Annotated in this window: 20 protein-coding genes and 1 tRNA gene; 7 read left to right on the top strand and 14 right to left on the bottom strand. The window is 64.6% G+C overall.

Translation table 11 applies throughout. The features are described 5' to 3' along the window. Positions 1–81: 81 nt before the first annotated feature. The 3 genes from AB4Z42_RS22600 to AB4Z42_RS22590 are packed head-to-tail and all read left to right on the top strand — an operon-like array spanning position 82 to position 2,606. Positions 82–519: a Zn-ribbon domain-containing OB-fold protein gene (locus tag AB4Z42_RS22600; protein WP_442011452.1), complete on the top strand. Its 438-nt coding sequence runs from the start codon at positions 82–84 to the stop codon at positions 517–519. Further along, positions 516–1,745 (top strand): lipid-transfer protein, encoded by a 1,230-nt coding sequence (locus AB4Z42_RS22595; RefSeq protein ID WP_442011451.1) that lies wholly within the window; start codon positions 516–518, stop codon positions 1,743–1,745. The genes AB4Z42_RS22600 and AB4Z42_RS22595 overlap by 4 nt, the downstream gene beginning before the upstream one ends. A gap of 9 nt (positions 1,746–1,754) precedes the next feature. Next, entirely contained in the window at positions 1,755–2,606 is an 852-nt protein-coding gene (locus AB4Z42_RS22590) for an SMP-30/gluconolactonase/LRE family protein (protein WP_442011450.1), read from the top strand. Here the strand turns inward: AB4Z42_RS22590 and AB4Z42_RS22585 are convergent. The 6 genes from AB4Z42_RS22585 to AB4Z42_RS22560 form a co-directional block, all read right to left on the bottom strand. Then, entirely contained in the window at positions 2,603–3,358 is a 756-nt protein-coding gene (locus AB4Z42_RS22585; protein WP_442011449.1) for an ABC transporter ATP-binding protein, read from the bottom strand. The two genes, AB4Z42_RS22590 and AB4Z42_RS22585, sit on opposite strands and share 4 nt — an antisense overlap. Then, positions 3,342–4,169, bottom strand: a complete 828-nt coding sequence (locus AB4Z42_RS22580) for an ABC transporter ATP-binding protein (protein WP_442011448.1) — start codon at positions 4,167–4,169, stop codon at positions 3,342–3,344. The genes AB4Z42_RS22585 and AB4Z42_RS22580 overlap by 17 nt, the downstream gene beginning before the upstream one ends. Then, positions 4,166–5,356 carry a branched-chain amino acid ABC transporter permease gene (locus AB4Z42_RS22575; RefSeq protein ID WP_442011447.1) on the bottom strand — a complete coding sequence of 397 codons (1,191 nt, stop codon included), beginning with the start codon at positions 5,354–5,356 and terminating at the stop codon, positions 4,166–4,168. Before AB4Z42_RS22575 ends, AB4Z42_RS22580 begins: the two co-directional genes overlap by 4 nt. Continuing rightward, a complete protein-coding gene (locus tag AB4Z42_RS22570) occupies positions 5,353–6,399 on the bottom strand; it encodes a branched-chain amino acid ABC transporter permease (protein WP_442011446.1) in 1,047 nt (348 codons plus the stop codon). The genes AB4Z42_RS22575 and AB4Z42_RS22570 overlap by 4 nt, the downstream gene beginning before the upstream one ends. Before the next feature lie 84 nt (positions 6,400–6,483). Beyond that, positions 6,484–7,701, bottom strand: a complete 1,218-nt coding sequence (locus AB4Z42_RS22565) for a branched-chain amino acid ABC transporter substrate-binding protein (protein WP_442011445.1) — start codon at positions 7,699–7,701, stop codon at positions 6,484–6,486. A gap of 199 nt (positions 7,702–7,900) precedes the next feature. Next, positions 7,901–8,533 carry an ANTAR domain-containing response regulator gene (locus tag AB4Z42_RS22560; RefSeq protein WP_442011444.1) on the bottom strand — a complete coding sequence of 211 codons (633 nt, stop codon included), beginning with the start codon at positions 8,531–8,533 and terminating at the stop codon, positions 7,901–7,903. Between the two features lie 87 nt (positions 8,534–8,620). Between AB4Z42_RS22560 and AB4Z42_RS22555 the strand changes: the two genes are divergently transcribed. Beyond that, positions 8,621–8,694 (top strand) — tRNA-Leu (locus AB4Z42_RS22555). 62 nt (positions 8,695–8,756) lie between these two features. On the opposite strand, the gene AB4Z42_RS22550 is transcribed toward AB4Z42_RS22555, so the two are convergent. After that, positions 8,757–8,978, bottom strand: a complete 222-nt coding sequence (locus tag AB4Z42_RS22550; RefSeq protein WP_442011443.1) for a hypothetical protein — start codon at positions 8,976–8,978, stop codon at positions 8,757–8,759. A gap of 703 nt (positions 8,979–9,681) precedes the next feature. Here AB4Z42_RS22550 and AB4Z42_RS22545 point away from each other — a divergent pair. Further along, complete coding sequence (locus AB4Z42_RS22545) at positions 9,682–10,971, top strand: adenylate/guanylate cyclase domain-containing protein (protein WP_442011532.1); 1,290 nt, start codon at positions 9,682–9,684, stop codon at positions 10,969–10,971. Between the two features lie 13 nt (positions 10,972–10,984). On the opposite strand, the gene AB4Z42_RS22540 is transcribed toward AB4Z42_RS22545, so the two are convergent. The 7 genes from AB4Z42_RS22540 to AB4Z42_RS22510 are packed head-to-tail and all read right to left on the bottom strand — an operon-like array spanning position 10,985 to position 17,766. Beyond that, positions 10,985–11,473, bottom strand: a complete 489-nt coding sequence (locus tag AB4Z42_RS22540) for a Dps family protein (RefSeq protein WP_442011442.1) — start codon at positions 11,471–11,473, stop codon at positions 10,985–10,987. Positions 11,474–11,528: 55 nt separating this feature from the next. After that, positions 11,529–13,331, bottom strand: coding sequence for a DUF2339 domain-containing protein (locus AB4Z42_RS22535; RefSeq protein WP_442011441.1), 1,803 nt, complete (start codon positions 13,329–13,331; stop codon positions 11,529–11,531). 45 nt (positions 13,332–13,376) lie between these two features. Continuing rightward, on the bottom strand, positions 13,377–14,042 hold the full coding sequence (locus AB4Z42_RS22530; protein ID WP_442011440.1) for a response regulator: 666 nt from the start codon (positions 14,040–14,042) through the stop codon (positions 13,377–13,379). Continuing rightward, on the bottom strand, positions 14,015–15,136 hold the full coding sequence (gene macS, locus AB4Z42_RS22525; RefSeq protein WP_442011439.1) for a MacS family sensor histidine kinase: 1,122 nt from the start codon (positions 15,134–15,136) through the stop codon (positions 14,015–14,017). Before macS ends, AB4Z42_RS22530 begins: the two co-directional genes overlap by 28 nt. Next, positions 15,136–15,897, bottom strand: coding sequence for an amino acid ABC transporter ATP-binding protein (locus AB4Z42_RS22520; RefSeq protein ID WP_442011438.1), 762 nt, complete (start codon positions 15,895–15,897; stop codon positions 15,136–15,138). The genes macS and AB4Z42_RS22520 overlap by 1 nt, the downstream gene beginning before the upstream one ends. Positions 15,898–15,901: 4 nt before the next feature. Then, positions 15,902–16,831 (bottom strand): amino acid ABC transporter permease, encoded by a 930-nt coding sequence (locus AB4Z42_RS22515; RefSeq protein ID WP_442011437.1) that lies wholly within the window; start codon positions 16,829–16,831, stop codon positions 15,902–15,904. Positions 16,832–16,848: 17 nt separating this feature from the next. Then, on the bottom strand, positions 16,849–17,766 hold the full coding sequence (locus AB4Z42_RS22510; protein ID WP_442011436.1) for an ABC transporter substrate-binding protein: 918 nt from the start codon (positions 17,764–17,766) through the stop codon (positions 16,849–16,851). 186 nt (positions 17,767–17,952) lie between these two features. On the opposite strand from AB4Z42_RS22510, the gene AB4Z42_RS22505 reads away from it, so the two are divergent. Further along, the gene (locus AB4Z42_RS22505) at positions 17,953–18,549 is read left to right on the top strand and encodes an HdeD family acid-resistance protein (RefSeq protein WP_442011435.1); all 597 of its coding nucleotides are present in this window, start codon (positions 17,953–17,955) and stop codon (positions 18,547–18,549) included. Between the two features lie 62 nt (positions 18,550–18,611). Further along, positions 18,612–20,072, top strand: a complete 1,461-nt coding sequence (locus AB4Z42_RS22500) for a cytochrome ubiquinol oxidase subunit I (protein ID WP_442011434.1) — start codon at positions 18,612–18,614, stop codon at positions 20,070–20,072. The last annotated feature ends 3 nt before the right edge of the window (positions 20,073–20,075 follow it).

Raw genomic sequence — 20,075 nt, 5'->3', positions numbered from 1 at the left:
GCTACCGATCCCAATTCGCAGATCTCCCGTCGAAACTGGAACACGTTTCAGTTCTGCGACCGGACTCGGTACGCTGACCGCGTGTCAGCATCTACTCAGCCCGCCGTCGACGGGTGGTTCGCCACCGACGAATCGGGCGCCGCATATCTGATCGGCAGCAAGTGCCATTCATGCGGGACGTTCGTCTTCCCGCCGCGCACGAACAACTGCCCCAACCCCGCCTGTGAGGGCGACGAGTTGGCCCAGGTGCCGTTGTCGCGTCGGGGGACGCTGTGGAGCTACACCGAAAACCGTTATGCCCCACCACCGCCCTATCCGTCGCCCGACCCGTTCGAGCCGTTCGCCGTTGCCGCGGTGCAGCTGGCCGACGAAGGTCTGATCGTGCTGGGCAAGGTCGTCGAGGGCACGTTGGCAGCCGACCTGAAGGTCGGTATCGAGATGGAATTGACCACCATGCCGCTCTTCGTCGACGACGACGGCGTCGAGCGCGTCGTACATGCCTGGAGGATCGCGTCATGAGTCCCGGAGCCGCCCCGGCGGCGACATCCAGCCCAGAACCGGTGTACATCCTGGGTGCGGGTATGCACCCGTGGGGCAAATGGGGTCGCGACTTCACCGAGTACGGCGTCGTCGCCGCGCGTGCCGCACTCGCCGAGGCTGGCCTGGACTGGCGCCAGATCCAGCTGGTCGCCGGTGCCGACACCATCCGCAACGGATACCCGGGGTTCGTCGCCGGGGCGACGTTCGCGCAGAAGCTGGGCTGGAACGGCGTTCCCGTCACCTCGAGCTACGCGGCGTGCGCCAGCGGTTCGCAGGCGCTGCAGAGCGCGCGTGCGCAGATCCTTGCGGGATTCTGCGACGTCGCGCTGGTCATCGGGGCGGACACCACGCCGAAGGGCTTCTTCGCCCCGGTCGGCGGTGAGCGTAAGAACGACCCGGACTGGCAGCGCTTCCATCTCATCGGTGCGACGAACACCGTGTACTTCGCGCTGCTGGCGCGCAGGCGCATGGACCTCTACGGCGCTACGCTCGAGGATTTCGCACAGGTCAAGGTGAAGAACGCCAAGCACGGGCTGAACAATCCGAACGCCCGGTACCGCAAGGAGAGCTCGGTCTCCGACGTACTGGCCAGCCCCGTGGTCTCCGATCCTCTTCGTCTGCTGGACATCTGCGCCACCTCCGACGGTGCGGCCGCGCTGATCGTGGCGAGCAAATCGTTCGCCGAGAAGCATCTCGGATCGCTCGAAGGCGTGCCGTCCGTGCGTGCCGTGAGCCTCCAGACGCCGCAGTATCCTCAGCATCTTCCCGAATTGCCCGATATCGCAACGGATTCCACCGCTGCAGTGCCGGCGCCCAGTCGGGTGTTCAAGGATCAGATCCTCGATGCGGCCTACGCCGAGGCCGGAATCGGTCCCGAGGACCTCAGCCTCGCGGAGGTCTACGACCTGTCCACCGCGCTGGAGCTCGACTGGTACGAGCACCTTGGCCTGTGCGCCAGGGGTGAGGCCGAGAAGCTGCTGCGCAGCGGTGCAACGACCATCGGTGGCAAGATTCCGGTCAACGCGTCGGGCGGCCTTGCCTGCTTCGGCGAAGCCATTCCGGCACAGGCGATCGCGCAGGTCTGCGAACTCACCTGGCAGCTCAAGGGGCAGGCCACCGGCCGCCAGGTCGAGGGCGCCAAGGTCGGGGTCACCGCGAATCAGGGATTGTTCGGACACGGCTCGTCGGTGGTCGTCGCGCGATAGATTCGGTCGGTGTCCAGCACGATCGAATCCGTCGAGGCGCTTCCCTTCGTCGACGGCATCGTCTACGGCGAAGGGCCACGGTGGCACGACGGCCGGTTGTGGTTCAGCGACGGACCCGCGGGCAAGGTCTACTCCGTCGGCGAAGCGGGCGACCTCGCCGTGGAGGCCGAGGTCGAGAAAGCCTCCGGGCTCGGCTGGCTTCCCGACGGAACGCTTGTGGTGTCATCCCTGTTCGAGGCCAAGATCCGCCACGTCGACAAGCAGGGGAACGTCGTGGCCGCCTTCGACCTCGGCGAGATCGCCGCCTCGACGAATGACCTCGTGATCGGCCCCGACGGCCGCGGATACGTCGACATCTACCGGGCTGTGGCGTCGGCGAAGGCGGGCGCGATCGGTCTCGTCGACCCCAGCGGAGATGTCCGCATCGTGGCGACCGGACTGGCACTGCCCAACGGCATGGGAATCCTGCCCGACGGTTCTACTCTCGTCGTCAGCGAGACGAATGGATCGCGGATTCTGGCGTTCCCGACCGAACCCGACGGCGGCCTCGGAACGCCGAGCGTGTTCGCCGACCTCGGCAAGGATCGCCACCCCGACGGCCTGTGCGTCGACGTCGAAGGCGCGGTGTGGGTCGGCTGCTTCGACACCGGTGAATTCCTGCGAGTTACCCAGGGCGGCAACATCACCCATCGCATCGAGGTCGATCGCGGGTGGGCGATCGCGCCCGCCCTCGGCGGTGCCGACGGGCGCACGCTGTACATGGTGATCGACGACACCACGTTCGCCGGTCTCGTCACAGGCGACTCGACTGGCCGCGTCATGCAGGCACGCGTCGACGTGCCCGGTGCTGGCTCGCCCTAGGCGACGCCGAGGTAGGCGGCGCGAATGCTGTCGTCGGCCAACAGTTCCCGCGCATTACCGCTGCGGGTGACTTCGCCGGTCTCCAGGATGTACGCGCGGTCCGATCGACTCAGGGCCTGCTGCGCGTTCTGTTCCACCAGCAGCACCGTGGTGCCTCCGGCATTGATCTCGGCGATGATCTTGAAGATCTGCGATATCACCATCGGCGCCAATCCCATGGACGGCTCGTCCAGGAGCAGGACCTTTGGCCGGGCCATCAGCGCACGGCCGATCGCCAGCATCTGCTGCTCGCCGCCCGACAGCGTGCCGCCGACCTGAGTGCGTCGTTCCGCCAGCCGGGGGAACGTCTCCAGTATCCAGTCCAAACTTTCCCGGTGCTCGGCCTTGGAGGCGAATTTCCTTCCGTAGCATCCCATTTCGAGGTTCTCGATCACGGTCATGCCAGGAAACACGCCGCGGCCTTCAGGCGCCTGCACCAAGCCGCGAATGGCGCGGTGGTGGGCCTTCACCTTGGAGATGTCGCCCCCGTCGAACCACACCGACCCCGACGTCAACGGCAGCAGGCCCGAGATCGCCCGCATCGTCGTGGTCTTGCCCGCACCGTTGGAACCCAGCAGCGTCACCAACTCGCCTTCACGCACCTGCAACGAGATGCCGTGCAGCGCACGGATCCGCCCGTATTGCACGACGAGGTCGCGCACCTCGAGCAGTATCGGCCTGTCGTCAGGCTTGTCGTCATTCGGTGTCGTCATCGGGAACTCCCAAATATGCCGCGATGACCTTGGGGTCCTCGCGGATCTCGGCCGGCAGTCCGTCGGCGATCTTGCGACCGAACTCGAGCACGACGATGCGGTCGGTCACGCCCATGACGAGTCTCATGTCGTGCTCGATCAACAACACCGTGTAGCCGTCGTCGCGGATCTTCTGGATCAGCTCGATCAGCGCCGCCTTCTCGCGGGGGTTGAAGCCGGCGGCAGGTTCGTCGAGGCAGAGCAGCTTCGGCTCGGTGGCCAGCGCGCGGGCGATCTCCAACCGGCGCTGATCGCCGTAGGGCAGGTTCTTGGCCTTCTCCTCGCCACGCTCGGCGATCCCGACGAAGTGCAGCAGTGCCGCGGAGCGTTCGACCGCGGAGCGCTCCTCACGGCGATGACGTGGCGTCCGGACGAGCGCTCCCGGGACCGAGGTGAAGTGCCGTGCGTCCGTCCCGACCATGACGTTCTCCAGCGCGGTCATCTCGCCCCACAGCCGGATGTTCTGGAACGTGCGGGCGATGCCGCGCCGGGTGATCTGGTGGCGTTTGATGCGCCCCAGCGGCGCGCCGTCGAACGTCACGCTGCCGGACGTGGGCCGGTACACCCCGGTGATGGCGTTGAAGCAGGTCGTCTTGCCCGCACCGTTCGGACCGATCATGCCTAGGATCTCGCCGCGACGAATCTCGAACGTCACCGAGTCCAGCGCGGTGAGGCCGCCGAACTTGACGGTCAGATCCTTTGTCTGCAGCAGTGTTTCGCCCTCGGCCACCTCGATCTCGCGGTGGACGCCCGCCAGATCCTCAATGCTCATTTCGCGGACTCCTTCGCCGGCGAGCGCAGGAACTCGCGAGCGGCCTTGCCGTATGCGAGCAGCTGCTGGCGCGCCGGGAACAGGCCCTGGGGCCGGAAGATCATCAGCGTCACGAGCGCCATCCCGAAGAACAGGTACTTGAGGTCGCCGAGGTTGATCCCGAGCAGTTCCACGCCCAGCAGACGGTTGGGCAGATAGACGATGATGAACGCGCCGAAGACCACACCGAGTTTGTTGCCCTGCCCGCCGAGCACGACGGCGCACAGGAACAGCATCGAGTTGATGATGTTGAACGTCGGAGGCGCAACGAACTGCACCTGGCCGGCGTACAGCGCTCCGGACAGGCCGCCGATCGCCGCGCCGATCACGAACGCCCACAGTTTGAACTTGAATGTGTTGACGCCCATGACTTCCGCGGCGTCCTCGTCTTCGCGGATGGCCACCCAGGCCCGCCCGACCCGGCTGCGCTCCAGGTTGCCGACGAAAAGAAGAATGATGACGATCATCACGATGCCCAGCCAGAACCACCAGGTGCCGTAGTTGGAGTCACCCATCGAATTTCCGCTCGAGAAAACGCCTTCGGGCAGTCGTTCGCTCTGCCCCACCCGTGGATAGGCGACCTCATTGAGGCCACGCGGGCCGTTGGTGACGTCGGCGAGGTTGTCGGCAAGCAGCCGGATGATCTCGCCGAACCCGAGCGTGACGATGGCCAGGTAGTCGCCACGCAGCCGCAGCGTCGGCGTGCCCAGAATCAGTCCGCTCAGGGCCGTGATGGCCATCGCGAGCGGCACACACGCCAGCCACGCCCAGCTTTCGTGGAACCACCCGTCGGGGCCGGTCTGGTTCCACGGACTGTTCGGGCTGGTAAGCAGCGCAACGGTATAGGCGCCGACGGCGTAGAACCCGACGTATCCGAGGTCGAGCAGCCCGGTCTGCCCCACCACGACGTTGAGGCCGATGGCGATGATCGCCACCATCGCGAACTGCGCCATCGTGCCGCCGAAGCTGATGTTCGGGGTGTTCAGGAACGGCGGCGGGAACAGCGGCAGCAGCGCCAACAAGCCGAAGCCGATGACGCCGAAGCCCCACTTCTGCACGCGCGACAACCGATCCCACCACTGACGCAGCCCGTCGCCTGGCGCCATCAACTTGTCGGACAGACTCTTCGGCTTCTCGCTGGGGCTCATGCTCTCGCCTTCCCGAGGCTTTCACCGAGTATTCCGGTCGGTCGGATCAGCAGCACCAGAACGAGGAGCACGAACGCCACCACGTCGCGCCACTGCGTTCCGAAGACCGCCTGGCCGTAGTTCTCCATGATTCCGAGTAACAGGCCGCCCAGAAGTGCGCCGCGCAGGTTTCCGATACCGCCGAGCACCGCCGCGGAGAATGCCTTGATGCCGAGCAGGAAGCCGCCGGAGTAGATGATGCCCTGGGGCACCTTGAGCGTGTACAGCAATGCGGCTGCCCCGGCGAGCAGGCCGCCGAGCAGGAATGTGGACATGATTATGCGCTCGCGTGAGACACCCATCAGGGTCGCCGTGGTGGGGTCCTGGGCCACGGCACGAATGCCTCTGCCGAACTTGGTCCGGTTGATCGCCACGTCGGTCAGCAGTGCGAAGACCAGTGCGGAGGCAACGATCACCAAGGTCACGTTGGAGACGGTCGCACCGAAGATCGTGAACTGGGTCTTGGGCTGCATCAAGATGATCGGCTGTTGGGCGTTGCTACCGCCGTAACCCTTGAGCAGCTTGGGCAGCACGAAGTGCACGAACTCCTGCAGCACGAATGACATACCGATCGCGGTGATGAGGAACGTCAAGGAACGTGCGCCGCGTCGTCGTAGCGGCCGATAGGCGATGAATTCCAGCCCGATCGCCGCCGATCCCGACACGAGCATCGCGAAAAGCATTGCCACGCCGAGGTATAGCACCGTCAGCGCTGCGCCTTTCTCGTAGTCGTTGCCGCTGGGGGTGAACCCCAGAATGATGTCGAGGCAGAAGTACGCGCCGAACATGCCGAGCATGAAGATCTCGGAATGCGCGAAGTTGATCAGCCGCAGCACACCGAAGACCAGCGTGTAGCCCACCGCCACCAGTGCGTAGATCGCGCCCCAGGACAGGCCGTCGATCGTCAACTGCCAGAAGCCGTTTCGCAGGCCGTCGAGGTTGAAATGGATGTTCGCGGCCATGCAGGCGTACTGGGCACCAGGGTCTAGGCACTGGTGGATCATCCGGCGGCGGCTCCTCGCAAAATCGATGTGCTAACGAGAACGCGCCCGAGCCGTTGAGGCCTCGGACGCGTCTCGATCAGCTCTCTACTGGACCTTGTAGATCCAGATCAATGTGGTGGTCAGCTCACCCTCCGGGGTCCACTGGTACTTACGGCCGATGCCCTGGCCGTCGTAGGTGCGGACGAACTCCAGCAGGTCCGGCCGGGTGATCTTGCCTGAGTCGATGCCCTTCAGCATGATCGCGCCCAGATCGTAGCCCTCGACACTGTAGGTACCGGGCTCCTGGTTGAACGCCTTCTTGTACTCCTCGGCGAAGGTGCCGGTGGCCGGGCCGCAGGGGCAGGCCAGGATCGCGCCCTTGGACGCTTCGCCCGCCTGCTTGACGAACTCGGGATCCTTGGTGCCGTCGGCGCTGACGAAGGTGCCCTCGAAGCCGCCGTCCTTGAGCTGCTGTACGAACGGGGCCGCCTCGGCGTAGTAGCCGGCGAAGAACACCGAGTCGGGGCTGGCACCCTTCACCTGCGTCACCGCAGCGGAGAAGTCCTTGTCGCCCTTCTTCACCGAGATGTTGCACGCCGAATCGGCTACCGGGCCGAGCGTCTCGCGCACCGCCTGGGCCAGACCGAGACCGTAGTCAGTGCTGTCGTCGACGACGCACACCTTCTTGTGGCCCAACGTGTTCTTCAGGTAGTTGGCGACCGATGGTCCCTGTACGCCGTCGTTGGCCAGCCCGCGGAAGAAGGTCTTCCATCCCTTCTCCGAGAGCGTGACATTGGTGGCCGACGCGGTGGCGGCGACAAGGCCCGCCTGGTTGAAGACGTCGCCGGTGGCGTTCGTCTCCCCGGAGAACGCGGGGCCGATCAGGCCGATCGTGAAGGCGTCGTTGATGATCTGCGGTGCGACCTGGGTGGCCTTCTGCGGATCGCCCTCGGTGTCGAACGTCTTCAACTGCACCTGGCAGCCGGGGTTGGCGGCGTTGTGCTGGTCGACAGCGAGCTGAATGCCGTTCTTGATGTTGATACCGAGAGCGGCGTCGGGTCCGTTCAGCGCGCCCGCCATCGCCAGGGACACCGGCGGGCATTGCGCCTTGCCATCGCCCGCCGGATCAAGGGGCTTCACATCCTCGGGAGGCTTGACCTCCGCACCGTTCTCGTCGATCTGAACCTGTTCGACGATCTTCAGGTCAGTCCCCGCCGCGCCGTTCTCGCTCGGCTCGGATTGTTGTTGGCAGCCGGCTACGCCGAGTACAACCAAACTCGCGCTACCGATAGCAAATGCTTTCCGTGCCACGCGACTGCGCACGCTCCACCTCCGGGTCAATGTTGTCGTCGGCATCGGCGGCCCTGCCCAGGTCGGCGGGGGCGGCGGTGCTTCGGGACGACCATAACCAACGCATGGCGGTGGTGCGTGATGTTGGTGAAGCGACCGTGAGGATCTGGTGGACGATCCAGCCAAACTGCGGCGTCGGAAACGCACAATTAACGGTTGGCCGGGGGAATCTCTAGTTCGGCGGTGACGCATCGCCGGGCGTGTCGAGCGTCTCCAGTACGACCTCGGCCACGCGCTTCATGGTGGTTCGGCGGTCCATGGCGGCGCGCTGAATCCACTTGAACGCCTCGGGTTCCGTCATCCCCTGCTTGGCTTGCAGCAAACCCTTGGCGCGCTCGACCAGCTTTCGCGTCTCCAGCCGGTCCGACAACTCGGCGACTTCTTGTTCAAGCGCAGCGATCTCACTGAAGCGGCTCACGGCCACCTCGATCGCGGGAATCAGATCGTTGATGTTGAACGGCTTGACCAAATACGCCATGGCTCCGGCATCGCGTGCCCGCTCGACGAGTTCTCGCTGACTGAACGCGGTCAGGATGACGATCGGCGCGATCCGTTTGCCCGCGATCTCCGACGCCGCGTCGATGCCGTCGCGGCGAGGCATTTTCACGTCCATGATCACGAGGTCCGGCTTCAGACTCTCGGCCAGGTCGACGGCCTCCTGTCCGTCGCCTGCCTCACCGACAACTTCGTAGCCTTCTTCGCGAAGCATCTCGGCCAGGTCCATCCGGATGAGCGCTTCGTCTTCGGCGATGAGAACGCGGCGTGGCTTCTCATCGGCGGTCGGTGACCCAGGAGCAGCTGCCATGGAGACATTGTGGCGGTAGCGGCCTCGATCAGCGACCTCGGGGGCATCCTCTATGGTTGGAGGCCGCTGCGTTGTCGACACGCGAACGCCCTCGTATCCCAATTGGCAGAGGAAACGGATTCAAAACCCGTCCAGTGTGAGTTCGAGTCTCACCGAGGGCACAAATTGCGCAACCTGCTACGGGCCACCAATCGGTGGCCCGCAGCAAGTACCCCTCGCTGATCTAGGTTGCGGCGACGAAGGGTCCTGGGACGACCGGCACGTTGCGGCCTCCCTCGGAGCCACCGCTGACGGCCGAACCATCCCAGTCAGTCGGAACCGCATTCCACTCGACCCCGCTCATGAGCAAACTGCTGGCATGTACGGGTTTGTCGGCCGTCGACTCCGCGGCAACCACCGGCGCGATCGGATTTCGCCACAGCCGGCGTATCCGGACAGACCTCACGGCCACTCCTGGTTCTATCTCGGTTCGAGCGGATCGACAGAGACAACGGATTCAAATTAACGCACTGGAACGAACCGGGCATACCCAATTGCGAAACAGGATCGTGGAGATATTTGCGCGACGCCGATATGGCATAGCGTGCCAAAATCACCCCGCTTGCCTCGCCGACTTTTTCGCATCCAGGTGCGACTTGAGCAAATCTTGGCTAGTCGCAGAAAATTTTGTCAGCAGTGACAAAACACCTGCAGAAGCGCCAGAACTGCTGGCAAATCCCCCGCAGGAAATCCCAATTTTCCCTTGCCGCGACACCACCTCTGCGAACACCGGTAGAACTGGCAACCTTTAGCATCCGGGAGGTGGATAAAGGCCCTAATTTCGGCACGCTGTGTAACGAAAAGAATGCCATTCGGGGCGCGAATTCCGATTAGGCCAGCGGCGCGACCTTAGTAGACAACGTGCGTCACGCGAGAGCACCGGATCGGGACCCTCCGCCGGCGCCGGGACACGCGCTCCCTGCGATAGACCCGCGCTCGCGGCGGACAACTCGCAGGGCCGAGGCAAACGAATTGCATCGACCCCCCTGTCGGAGTCGATCCCAGAGGCAAAAACAAGAGTCCATATAGCGAACCGTTCCCGCACCGCCGCCCTCGCACCGAAAAACTGCAGGTGGCGGCCGGGCAGCGCTACGCTTTGTGCTGTGGCGATGAGAGCCCGGCCTGGGTGCGTGCCAGACGTGGCCGCGGACGGCCGCGTGTCCGGCCGCACGCCTTATCACTCCGAGAGAGCCGACCGGCACCGACGCGTGCTGAACGTGACCGCCATGATCAGCGCCGCCATCGTCGCGTTCTTCGGCGTCCAGGGATTGTTCATAGGTCAGGAGTGGTGGGTCACGGTTGTCACCCTAGGCAGCGCGGCCGCTTACGTGATGATTCCGCGGCTGTGCGGCATGCACGAACTCGTCGCGCCCCTGGTGTTCTTCGTGGTCTCCTACCTCACCATCACAGTTCTGTGCGTCTACTTCGGCACGGGTTCGGGGCTGCAGTTCTACTTCGTGGTGGCCGCAGCGATCATGCTGGTGATTCTCGGCACTGACCATATCGTCTTGGCCACAACGCTTTCCGCCATCGGCGCCGCCACGGTGATCCTGCTCGAATTCTCCGTGCCCAATGACACGGGTAAACAACCACTGTGGACGTTCAGAACTTCGTTCGTCCTGACAGTTATCACCGCGTGGATCCTCGTCATCGCGACCATCTGGTTCGCGCTGCGCGAGATTCGTCGCGCACGGGAAGCGATGGAGGCGGAGTACGAAAGATCCGAGCAGCTGCTGAGCAACATCCTGCCGGCGACGATCGCCGAGCGGCTGAAGGACCCGTCGCGCAACATCATTGCGGACAAGTACGACGACGCCTCGATCCTTTTCGCCGATATCGCGGGCTACACCAAGCGCGCGAGTGACACCTCACCGAGCGATCTCGTGCGTTTCCTGGACCGGCTGTACACCGACCTGGACTTGCTCGTCGACCAGCACGGCCTGGAGAAGGTCAAGACGAGCGGCGACTCATACATGGTGGTCAGCGGAGTGCCGGAACCCCGGCCAGACCACGTCGAGGCACTGGCCTGTCTGGCTCTGGACATGGCCGATGCCGTCGCCGACCTCAAGGACCCGAAGGGACGCGCGGTGCCGCTGCGGATCGGCCTGGCGGCGGGTCCGGTGGTGGCAGGCGTCGTCGGCGCACGAAAGTTCTTCTACGACGTGTGGGGTGACGCCGTGAACGTCGCATCGCGCATGGAGACCACGGATGAAGAGGGCCGAATTCAAGTCCCCCAGGATATGTACGAGCGCCTGAACCACGCGTTCGTCCTGGAACCGCGTGGCCAGGTGGACGTCAAGGGCAAGGGCGTCATGCAGACCTGGTACCTGGTCGGGCGGCGCGACGAGCACGCCGTTCGACGCGCAGTAGAACAGGGCGCGGGCGCCAGTCGGTCCTAGCCGATTGGGTCGCTCAGACCTTGCGGTTCTCCGACTTGATCAGCCAGGCCAGCTTCTCGAGGCCGTCGATGAGCTGGTGCAAGATGTCGGCGGTGCTCGGATCCTCGGCATCCACGTCATCGTGCACAGACCGAAGGGTGTCAACGGTCGCGTAGACGCGCGCGGTGATCAGGTCGACGACCTCGTCGGTGCCGTGCTCGTAGGCCGGGAACTGCGGAAGCGTGGTCTCCTCTGCGACGGTGTCCGACCGTCCGTCCGGCACGGCGTCCAGCGCCCGCATCCGCTCGGCGACGGTGTCGCTGGCCTCACGCGCGAAGTCGACCAACTCATCGAGCTGCAGGTGCAGATCGCGGAAGTTGGTACCGACAACGTTCCAGTGCGCCTGCTTGCCCTGCAGGTGCAATTCGATCACGTCGACCAGGACCCGCTGGAGGTTCTTGCTCAGCTCCGCGGAGGCCTGGAATCCGTGTACGTCTGCGTCATTTCGTCGATTGGTAGCCATGTACTGACCAACGAGCTGAAAACTGGAATGACTCCAATTCAGCCTATGACTACGCTCACACTTGCTGGTCTTGTTGCTGGTCCTGCTTCTCGAGCAGCCGCGCGTAACCGGCGCCCATGCCCAGCAGGATCAGACCGACGACGATGAAAACCGCGACGCGGAAGATGCCGTCCAAAGTGCCGAGATCGAAGAGGAACAGCTTGGCCATCGCGGCCCCCACCAGGGCCAATCCGCCGCCGATCGGCAAGGACCGGTCGGCCCGCGGTATGCGGGCTGCGTAGATGAACAGCGCGGCGGCCATCACGATCCAGCAGATGGTCGCAGCCATGTGCCCGGCGAAGAAGCCGCGCTCCTCGCCGCCGATCATCACGCCGGCGGTGACGGTGAAGGTGGTGATGGCATAGACGGCCACGATCGCCGCGCCAGCCCACATCGCCGAATCCTGGTGGTCCAACGTCCACACGATCACCAGCGCGAACGCTATCAACAGCAGGCTGGTTATCAGCGTGGAAACCGCTGCGGTCGTGGTGGTCTCGGTGGCGTACACCAGCGAACTCGGAGGCGCGTAGCTCAGGTAGAAGGCGGCGCCGACGACAGCGAAGCCGAGCGCAACCCATCGCGCGATCATCTCGCGACGTGCAGCGACGGCCACGACGATCGCCATTGCCAACAGGACCGGCCCCGCGACGTCGCCGTCGAATGCGGCCAGCACGGCGATCGTCGCGGAGATCGCGGCCAACGCCGACCAGATCTGCCGCACCGTCTTGTCGACGCCGGGCAAGCGCTCGCCGATGATCACGATCGCCAGCAGTATCGCGGCGAGCACGGCCGCCATCAGCGCGGCTACCACGCGGTCGGCGACCAGCGCCACGCACAGCACGGGCAGCACACCGGCGCCGGTCACCAGCGCCATCAGCACACGGTTGGAGGTCCAGCGCAGAAGGATCAGCGCAGCGACGATCGCCAGGCCCGCTGCGATGGCGCATGCGGCGATCAGCCACACGTCGCGCCCCCCGTTGAAACTCAGCGCGAGCAGGGCGATGAGCAGCGGAAACGTACTGGCCGCGATACGGGCGCAGTGCAACCAGATCCAGTCCTTGCCCAATTGCACCGGCAGGGATACGGCGGCAAGCGCCAGCATGAAGGCGACGAGGAGCAGCGTGATGCCGTCCGCGACCACCGGTGCCAGCACGATCAGCGGAACCAGCACCAGAACGCCGAGATGTTGGGAGTCCCAGCGACGGGCCAAGGTCAGGCCACCGCCACCGATGACAGCGGCGACGACGAGGCCGACAGGCGCGGACACCCAGTCATAGATGGTCGTGATCGCGATGACGTCGATATAGGCCGCGGCTATCCCCGTCGCGGCCAGGGCGATGGCACCGACGTGGCCACCGGGACGGTTGTACAGCCAGATCGCCACCGCCACCAGAGCGACCGCCAGAACCACTCCGCCGGCCACTCGTATCTCCGGGCGCAAGATGCCGGCCTGGGCGGCCAACACGAGCAGAAGTACGACGCCGATCAAGGTGACCGCCACGCCGGCGACGGCCAGCAACTTGCCGATCCAGCCCTGGTCGCCCGGCGGCTTGTGCACGGACGGCACCGGCGGCACAGCGTGCTGCGGCACCGGTGGCGCGGCCTGTGGCTGCTGGTACTGCGGCTGGTACTGGGGCCAATAGGGAACCGGGTATGGCTGCGGCTGCGGAACCGGGTGGGCCACCTGGGCGGGCTGCGACTGCTCCACCAGAATGCGATCCAGCACGGCCAGATCCGCCGATACCCTCGCCATGTATTGCGATATCGCCGAGAAGTCGGCGGACACGCGGGCGATGATGGCGCGATGCGGTTCGGTCATGGGTGACATCGTGGCAGCCGGAACACCGTTTCCGGATGAGTAGGACTACTCGTCGAGGCCGTGTTCGATGGCATATCGGGCCAATTCCACTCGATTTGCGACCTGGAGCTTGCGGAACGTGGCCTGGACGTGGTTTTCGACGGTCCGGTGGCTCAACGACAGCCGGGTGGCGATCTGCTTGGCCGTCAGCCCCTTTGCGACGTGGCGCAGTATCTCGGTCTCCCGCTCGGTGAGACTCGGCACCGGAGTTCCAGCGGTGTCCGCCGTTCCGGATTGTGCGATGCGTCGGTATTCACCCAGAACCAGCCCCGCCAGCCCAGGAGTGAAGACGGCACGACCTTCCGCGGTGGCCCGTACCGCATCGCCGAGTTCCCGCTTCGACGCACTCTTCACGAGATAGCCTGTCGCGCCCGCCTTTACCGCTTCCAATACGTCCTCGCGTTCGTCGGATGCCGACAGCACCAGGACTCGTGAGGACGGCGAGACGGCGAGCACCTCCGCGGTCGCCTGCGCGCCGTCACCGTCGGACAGTCGCATGTCCATCACGACGACATCCGGAAGCACCACCGCGGCCCGGCGACGAGCGGTGGCCACGCCGTCTGCAGTGGCGACGACGGTGAATCCGTCGTCGGCGAGATCGCGGGCCACCGCATCGCGCCAGATCGGATGATCGTCGACCACCATCACCGTCGGGGTACTGTCAGCTCCCATTCCGTCCCACATCCCGGCCCGGTGTTGAGCTTCGCACTCCCACCCAGCCAATCCATCCGTCCGACAATCGATTTAGCCACGCCGACGCGGCCCTCGCGTACCGCTTCCTCCAGCCGACCGTTCGCGATCCCGAGACCGTCGTCACGGATGCTCACCGTGACCGAGTCACCCAGATCCTCGAGCAGGACGTAGGCGCGGGCGCCGGGGCCGGCGTGTGCGGCCACATTGTCGAGCGCATTCACCGCTGCGGCGTACAGTTCGGTCGCCTGGCCCGTGTCCAGCAGCACCGGATCCGCGGGCACGCTCACCGAGACCAGGTCCGAGGCTCGCTTGCGCAACAGTGCGCCGACGTCGGCCGACACGCCTGCCGGTGTCTCGGTGTCGGCCGTGCTGACGAGGCGCCTCAGCGCGCGCTCTTGCTCCCCCGCCAACTCGGCCAATTCAGCTGTTTCCCCGCCGATTTCGCGGCCGCGGCGAGACACCAGTGCCAGCACCTGAATGGCACCGTCGTGTACCTGGCGCGACAACCTCTCGCGCTCCTGGTGCGACGCTGCCAGACGCGTCGCCTGCTCGAGTTCGGCATGAGCGCGCCGTGCGGTCTGCGCGGCCAGGCCAACCGCGAGTCCGACCGCGAGTTCGATGACGATCGTCGCGTTGCGGCCCAGGTCGTAGTTGATGAAACCCTTCACGACGGTGCTGGCGATCATCACCGTCACCCCCGTGAGCATTCCGGCGATCGGACCGGCCAGGATGGCCGCGGAGATGGTGGCGTTCGTCGCCCACAACGTCGTCGGCCACGACTGGTTGTCCAGTGCCCACTGGTCCGAGGCGACGAACTCGGTGGACAGGATCAACGCGACCACGACGGCGATTTCGGCGACCACCCACGCCGCACGCCTGCCGAAGCCCTTCAGATATGCGAAGGCACACAACGCACTCCACCCGAGCAGCGCCGCGAAAAGCGCCCAGCCGATCGCCGGACGGTCGAGTTCGGTGTTCACCGCGATCTGAAAGCCCAGTGCGTACATACAACTCAGCAGACGGAACACCTGCGCCGCCCGCCACAGCGGCGTGGCCGGATCGGGTTCTCGCACTACAGCACCTTTGACAGAAACGCCTTCGTCCGTTCGTGCTGCGGACTGCTCAGCACCTCCCGCGGAGGCCCGCTCTCCACTACCACTCCCTCGTCCATGAACACCAGGTGGTTGGCGACCTCGCGGGCGAATCCCATTTCGTGGGTCACCACCACCATGGTCATCCCCTCGGCGGCAAGCTTTTTCATCACCTCGAGGACCTCACCCACCAGCTCCGGATCCAGGGCCGAGGTAGGCTCGTCGAACAACATCAGCTTGGGGCTCATCGCCAGGGCGCGCGCAATCGCGACCCGCTGCTGCTGTCCGCCGGAGAGCTGAGCGGGGTAGGCCTCGGCCTTCTCCGACAGCCCTACCTGGTGCAGGAGATCTCTGCCCCGCGCCACCGCGTCGCTCTTCTTGAGGCCTTTGACGTGGATCGGGGCCTCGATGACGTTCTCCAGTGCCGTGCGGTGGGGGAACAGATTGAAGTGCTGGAACACCATCCCGATGTCGCGGCGCTGCTTTGCGGCGTCCCGGGGGGACATTTCGTACAGCTTTGAGCCCTTGTCGCGGTACCCGATCAACTCGCCGTCGACATAGAGCCGGCCGGCATTGACCTGTTCCAGATGATTGATGCAGCGCAAGAAGGTTGACTTTCCCGAGCCGGACGGGCCGACCATCACCAGCACCTCGCCCTTGCCGATTTCCAGGGTGATGCCCTTCAGGACGTCCAGGGCGCCGAAGCTCTTGCAGACCTGTTCTGCCTTGACCATCGGTGTCATCAGGTCACATCCCCGGTTTCTGAATCTGCGCCTTGGCCAACGCCTCGAGCTGCTTGGTCGTCAACTTCCGCGACGCGCCGCGCGCGAAGTGCCTCTCCAGGTAGTACTGCCCGACCATCAGGATGCTGGTCACCACCAGGTACCAGAACGCCGCCACGAGCAGGAGCGGCACCGGCTCGAACTCGCGTGCGGCGATCTCGCGGGAGGTGATGCCGTACAAGTCGAGCGTGAAGGGCACCGCGGTGACCAGCGATGTGGTCTTCAGCATGCTGATGACCTCATTGCCGGTCGGCGGGATGATCACCCGCATGGCCTGAGGTAAGACCGTGCGCCACATCGCCATTCCCCACGACATGCCCAGTGCGGTCGATGCTTCGAGCTGTCCCTCCGGCACGGAACTGATTCCGGCACGGATGATCTCGGCCATGTACGCGGCCTCGTTGAGGGCCAGACCGAGGATCGCCAACAGGAACGGGATGGACAGGGCCTGGATGTTGAACTCGAACAACGACGGCCCGAACGGCACCCCGAGCCGAACGTTCTGGTAGATCGTCGGGATCAGGCCCCAGAAGACAAGCTGCACGTAGATCGGCGTGCCGCGGAAGATCCACAGATACACCCACGACACCGCTTTGAAGATGGGGTTCGCGGAGAGCCGCATCACCGCGAGGATCACACCCAGCACGATCGCCAGCACCATCGAGTAGACGGTCAACTGAAGTGTATTGAGCAAGCCGACTGTCAGCACCCGCTCGTTGAACAGGTACTGCCGGAAGACGGTCCAGCGATACGCCGGATTCGTGGCCGCGCCGTAGAGGAACAGCCCGACGAGAATGATGATGACGACCGCCGCCACCCACCGCCACGGATGACGTAGCGGCACGGCATGGATAGTGGCCGGGGCGGTGGGCGGCGACGTGTCGACATCAGTCATTTCGGGACGCCCTCTAGCTAACCGACGGCACCGTTGACAACTGGCTTGTCGATCATCCCGCTCTCGACGCCCCAATTCTTGGCGATCTCTTCGTACTTACCCGATTCGATCAGGTGCTCGAGCGCCTTCTGCAGAGACTGCGCCAGCGCCGAACCCTTCTGGACCGGCCAGCCGTACGGCGCCGAGTCGAAGATCTCCCCGGCGGCTTCGAGCTTTCCGTTGCTCTGCTTGATGGCGTACGCGGTCACCGGCGAATCGGCGGACATCGCGTCCGCCTGACCGAGCACCACGGCATTGGTCGCCGCATCCTGTCCGTCGAACGACACGATCTCGATCGCCGGCTTGCCTGCGTCGACGCATGCCTTGCTCTTGGCAGGAAGCTCCTCGGTCTCCTCGGTCGTGGTGGCCTGCACCGCAACCTTCTTGCCGCACGCGTTGTTTGGATCTATCGGCGACGCGGGTCGCTGGGCCCACTGGATACCCGCGCTGAAGTAGGTCACGAAATCGACCGACTCTTCGCGCTCCTTGGTATCGGTGAACGACGACATACCGACGTTGTATGTGCCGCCTTGAATCGACGGGATGATCTTGGCGAAGTCCGACTCGCGGTATTCCGCGGTCAGGCCGAGAGTGCCGGCGATCGCGTTCATGAGGTCCACGTCGAAGCCGACGATCTTGCCGTTGGGATCCTTGAATTCGTTCGGCGCGTAGGGAATGTTGACGCCGACGATCAGCTTCCCGGATTCTTTGATGGCCTCCGGCACGGTGTTTGCGATCTCTTCGACCTTGTCGGCCGCGGCTGTCGTGTTACCGGTCTTCTCTTCGCTCGAGTTGGTACCGCTCGCGCACCCCGACAGGAGCAGCGCGCCAGTCGCAGCAAACACTGCCGCGAATCGCCAGAGTTTCCTTCGTCGGTCTTGACACTCACGTAGCACGGTTACCCTCTACTTTCTGCTCGTGGATCCAGCGCGAAGCGCCGGTAACGGAACAGTAGTAGAGAGCCACCGCAGCGGCAGCGGGAACGAAACGGCCGATTGATTACGGCCTTGCGAATGACACAGTTTGCACACGGATGAGGCAATAGGCGGGCTCGGTTTTATCCTTTATGCGAAACTGCGCGCATGGAAAGTCCCGCTCCTCCGAGCCTCTTGAAACATCTATGGATGTCCACCTTGCTGTCCGGGGTTCTGGCCGTCATCCTCGGCGTTCTGGCGTGGACATGGCCGACCGTCACGATCATCGTCACGGCGATCTTCTTCGGCGCCTACCTTCTGGTCACGGGCATCACGCAGGTGGTCTTCGCCTTCAGCCTGCACGTGTCCGCAGGCGGCAGGGTGCTGCTTTTCATCAGCGGCGCCGCCGCACTGATCCTGGCATTGCTGTGCTTCCGCAGCCTGCAGGAATCGATTCTGCTGCTGTCGATCTGGATCGGCATCGGCTTCATCTTCCGTGGTGTCGCGACGGCCGTCTCCGCCGTCAGCGACCCCACGCTTCCCGGCCGGGCATGGGAGATCTTCATCGGTCTGCTCAGCCTGTTGGCCGGCATTTTCATGCTGGCGTGGCCGCTGGAGTCCCTGGAAACCCTGACCAGGGTCGTCGGAATCTGGCTGATCGTCATCGGGGTGTTCGAGGTCGTGTCGTCGTTCGGCATTCGCAAAGCCTCGAAAGGCCTCGCCGGCCCCGCGCCGGCTCCTGCGACAGAGGAACCGGTGAGCTAACGCACACTGCGTTCTACTACGCTCTGTCGTAGGCTGGTGACACAGCCACGGGAGAGGTTCACATGGACGCACTCGACGTGTCGAGGTGGCAGTTCGGGACGACCACCGTCTACCACTTCATCCTCGTCCCCCTCACCATCGGGCTGGCTCCGCTCATCGCGGCCATGCAGACGGCGTGGATCGTCACGGGCAATGCGGCGTGGTATCGGCTGACCCGATTCTTCGGCAAGCTGTTCCTGATCAATTTCGCGCTCGGAGTCGCCACCGGCATCGTGCAGGAATTTCAGTTCGGCATGAACTGGAGCGAGTACTCACGATTCGTCGGCGACATCTTCGGGGCACCGCTGGCGTTCGAAGGCCTTATCGCGTTCTTCTTCGAATCGACGTTCCTCGGGCTGTGGATCTTCGGCTGGACCCGCCTGCCGCGTCTCGTCCATCTCGCATGCATCTGGATAGTCGCGTTCGCGGTCAACGCGTCGGCCTACTTCATCATCGCCGCCAACTCGTTCATGCAGCATCCGGTCGGCGCCAAGTTCAACCCGGACACCGGGCGCGCGGAACTGGTCGACTTCGGCGCGCTGTTGACCAACAACACCGCGGTGTGGGCGTTCCTGCACGCCGTGGCCGGATCATTCCTCACCGCAGGTGTTTTCGTCGCAGCGGTGAGCGCCTGGCTGATGGTCCGGTCCCAGAGGCGTGCGGACGAGACCGACGAGGCACGCACTATGTATCGGCCTGCCACGATCGCCGGCAGCCTTGTCGCCCTCGTGGCCGCCGGCTGTTTGTTCTTCACCGGCGACTTCCAGGGCAAGCTGATGTTCGTCCAGCAACCGATGAAGATGGCATCGGCAGAGTCGTTGTGCGACACCGCGACCGATCCTGACTTCTCGATCCTCACGGTCGGCACCCACAACAACTGCGCCAGCGTCGAGCACCTGATCGAGGTGCCCTACGTGCTGCCCTTCCTGGCCGAATCCAAGTTCAGCGGCGTGACCCTGCAGGGCGTCAACGATCTGCAGCAGTCCTACGAGCAGAAGTTCGGTCCCGGCGACTACCGCCCCAACCTCTTCGTGACCTACTGGGCGTTCCGGGCCATGATCGGCCTGCTGCTCGTACCTGTCGTCTTCGCGCTCGCGGCCTTGTGGCTGACGCGCCGCGGCCGGATTCCGCGCCACCGCTGGTTCGGCTTAGCCGCATTGATCACGCTTCCCACGCCGTTTCTGGCGAACTCCGCAGGCTGGATCTTCACCGAAATGGGCAGACAGCCCTGGGTGGTGGTGCCGAACCCCACCGGTGATCAGCTGGTGCGAATGACCGTGCAGGAGGGTGTATCCGGCCATGCCGCGGGCATGGTGATGTTGTCGCTGTCCGTCTTCACGCTGCTGTACGGCGCGCTGGGCGTGATCTGGTTCTGGTTGTTGCGGCGGTATGTGATCGAGGGTCCGCTGGAACACGATTCCGAACCCGTACCCCCGCCGTCACCGGACGACGAGGACGTCGCTCCCCTGTCGTTCGCGTACTAGGAG

Source organism: Mycobacterium sp. 2YAF39, assembly GCF_052114565.1.
Classification (GTDB): domain Bacteria; phylum Actinomycetota; class Actinomycetes; order Mycobacteriales; family Mycobacteriaceae; genus Mycobacterium.
The sequence above is the reverse complement of the archived record's forward strand: the minus strand, read 5'-3'. Positions and strand labels throughout refer to the sequence as shown.

What these genes read in the sequence shown, in the direction of transcription:
- AB4Z42_RS22595 (WP_442011451.1), top strand. Translation starts at nt 516, where the DNA reads ATGAGTCCCGGAGCCGCCCCGGCGGCGACATCCAGCCCAGAACCGGTG.
- AB4Z42_RS22585 (WP_442011449.1), bottom strand. Translation starts at nt 3,358, where the DNA reads ATGACGACACCGAATGACGACAAGCCTGACGACAGGCCGATACTGCTC.
- AB4Z42_RS22580 (WP_442011448.1), bottom strand. Translation starts at nt 4,169, where the DNA reads ATGAGCATTGAGGATCTGGCGGGCGTCCACCGCGAGATCGAGGTGGCC.
- AB4Z42_RS22575 (WP_442011447.1), bottom strand. Translation starts at nt 5,356, where the DNA reads ATGAGCCCCAGCGAGAAGCCGAAGAGTCTGTCCGACAAGTTGATGGCG.
- AB4Z42_RS22570 (WP_442011446.1), bottom strand. Translation starts at nt 6,399, where the DNA reads ATGATCCACCAGTGCCTAGACCCTGGTGCCCAGTACGCCTGCATGGCC.
- AB4Z42_RS22560 (WP_442011444.1), bottom strand. Translation starts at nt 8,533, where the DNA reads ATGGCAGCTGCTCCTGGGTCACCGACCGCCGATGAGAAGCCACGCCGC.
- AB4Z42_RS22545 (WP_442011532.1), top strand. Translation starts at nt 9,682, where the DNA reads ATGAGAGCCCGGCCTGGGTGCGTGCCAGACGTGGCCGCGGACGGCCGC.
- AB4Z42_RS22540 (WP_442011442.1), bottom strand. Translation starts at nt 11,473, where the DNA reads ATGGCTACCAATCGACGAAATGACGCAGACGTACACGGATTCCAGGCC.
- AB4Z42_RS22535 (WP_442011441.1), bottom strand. Translation starts at nt 13,331, where the DNA reads ATGACCGAACCGCATCGCGCCATCATCGCCCGCGTGTCCGCCGACTTC.
- AB4Z42_RS22530 (WP_442011440.1), bottom strand. Translation starts at nt 14,042, where the DNA reads ATGGGAGCTGACAGTACCCCGACGGTGATGGTGGTCGACGATCATCCG.
- AB4Z42_RS22520 (WP_442011438.1), bottom strand. Translation starts at nt 15,897, where the DNA reads ATGACACCGATGGTCAAGGCAGAACAGGTCTGCAAGAGCTTCGGCGCC.
- AB4Z42_RS22515 (WP_442011437.1), bottom strand. Translation starts at nt 16,831, where the DNA reads ATGACTGATGTCGACACGTCGCCGCCCACCGCCCCGGCCACTATCCAT.
- AB4Z42_RS22505 (WP_442011435.1), top strand. Translation starts at nt 17,953, where the DNA reads ATGGAAAGTCCCGCTCCTCCGAGCCTCTTGAAACATCTATGGATGTCC.
- AB4Z42_RS22500 (WP_442011434.1), top strand. Translation starts at nt 18,612, where the DNA reads ATGGACGCACTCGACGTGTCGAGGTGGCAGTTCGGGACGACCACCGTC.